This window comes from Pseudomonas sp., from assembly GCF_035277045.1.
Classification (GTDB): Bacteria; Pseudomonadota; Gammaproteobacteria; order Pseudomonadales; family Pseudomonadaceae; genus Aquipseudomonas.
The window spans coordinates 1-2,045 of record NZ_DATELE010000243.1; the positions used below are offsets into that span (position 1 = coordinate 1).

Sequence of the window (2,045 nt, forward strand, 5' to 3'; positions counted from 1 at the left end):
CATCCGCCCATTTGCGGACAAGGTAATTGTGCTCGTCCATCACCGAGTTCCACACGCTGATCCGGCCTACGCGCTCGCTATAGGAGCCGCCTTCGCGTACCTCACCGGGTTCGATGAGCGGCGCGCCATCGCTGCCCAGAAGCTGTTCCGCCGCCGGTTTGCCCTCGTACCAGTAATCCCACTCCGCGGCTGAAAGATGATCACGGGCTCTGGGCGGGTTGGAAATGTAGAAACCTTGCCGCGCCATCATCGCGCCCGGCCATCCTGCGAGCCACCAGTTGAGATAGGCATAGGCGGCGTCCTTGACGTCTCCTTCCACGCAACGAGACAGCGACAAGCCGCCAAACCAGCCCCGGTAGCCCTCCTTGGGGACCGCCTGCCGATACTGTATGCCTTCGCGGTGCAGCTGCATCAGCGCAGGCGACCAGACACTCTCGATGTGGACATTCGGCCCGAGCATCAACTTCCCGGCTTCCCGGTCATCAGACCAGAACGCAGCGAAATGCCCTTGGCGCTGAAGCTTGATGAGGACAGCGGCCAGCTCATCAATCTCATCCAGGCGCAGATTGGCGATGGCACCGAAGTTGGCCAGCCCCTTGGCTTGTATCGCCAAGGCTGCATCCAGCGCGCCGATGGCCGCATCGCTTTGCAACGCGACGTGCCCGCACCAGCTCGGGTCGACGAGCCAGGACCAGCTCTCGTTCTCCGGGGAGAATCCGGCGGGAAGCAGGTCCGGCCTGTACGCGAAGCTGTCAGCGTTATGGGTCAGCGGCAGCATGCTGATGAAGTCAGTCGGTCGGTCGGCCAGGCTCCCATCGTGCTGAACAAACAGCCGGTCGCACGGCAGGCTGCCGCCCGACAACCGATCACCCGCCTGCAGCCTGCCCCGCTTGGGCAAGTCGTTTATCTCGTCCCACAGCGCGATGCGCCGTATGTCGATGGGCTGGATGGCACCGGCAGGCCACACGAAATCCATGCTATGAAACCACTGGTCATAGAGGTCGTATCGTTCGGGATGCATGAGGGCAATGCGCTGGACAGTCTGGACATCGTGGACCTGGTACTCGATCCGGATGCCCAGCTCCTGCTCTGCCCGCAAGCGAATCGATTCAAGCAAGGTGACGGAGGTGCCCAGCACGCGCAGGGTGAGCTGGCCACTCATGCAGCCCGTCCCAGACGATTCAGGAAGGTTTCGAAAGACCTGCGCAACAGCGCGGTGTCGACATCGCGTACGATGATCACCAGGCGTGAACGGCGCTCGCCACCTGGCCAGGCAGCAAGGTGGACCGGCGGATGAAGGCAGTGCTGGACGCCATGAATGACGATGGGTTGTTCAGAGTCGATCACACTCAGGATCCCTTTGACACGAAGAATACGCTCGCCATGGCATCTTAGCAGCATCGAAAGCCAGACCCCGAACGCAAGCCAGTCCAGCGGCCGGTCATACTCCAGGGCACACACTTGCGCGCCGCCGTGCCGGGGCTGCTGCGTGGGCGCGAACAGCTGCCACCTGGCGACCTCCTGGTCCGGCTCGAGGCTTCTCAGGCCCTCACCCAGAAGTTGCTCGTCGCCCTCTTCCACCGAATGGGTCAAGGCAACGGATGCAGAAGGGTTGAGCGTCTTCAGGTGGGCGAAGAGCTGGCCGAGGGAGTCGGCCGAGACAAGGTCCGCCTTGCTCACCAGCAACCGGTCCGCAGCGGTGACCTGGCCAAGCCATTCAGGGTGCAGCCGCTCTTGCAGCGAAGCATGCTGGGCATCCACGACCGTCACCAGCAGGCCCAGGTGATACCGGCCACGTAGCTGAGGGTCACGCTGCAGCGTTGCAAGAATAGGCGCCGGATCGGCCAGCCCCGTGGTCTCCAGCAGCACGCGACGAAACGCTGGTATCTCCCCCCGGCTGCGTCTGCCGTGCAGGTCGATGAGCGCCTGTTTCAGATCACCGCGTATCGAGCAACAGACGCATCCGCTCGGCAACAGGACGGTGTTGGGGGCGATCTCCTCGACAAGCAGGTTATCAATGCCGACCTCGCCGAACTCGTTGATCA

The 2,045-nt window shown here is 62.8% G+C and carries 2 protein-coding genes; both read right to left on the reverse strand.

Annotated features, from left to right (window positions below; translation table 11 throughout):
• Window positions 1-1,162, reverse strand: a 1,162-nt coding sequence (locus tag VJS90_RS13925) for an extracellular solute-binding protein (RefSeq protein WP_324122229.1), incomplete at its 3' end; no start/stop codon positions are given.
• Window positions 1,159-2,045: GTP-binding protein (locus tag VJS90_RS13930; RefSeq protein WP_324122230.1), on the reverse strand; the 887-nt coding region annotated here is incomplete at its 5' end. The genes VJS90_RS13930 and VJS90_RS13925, both read right to left, overlap by 4 nt.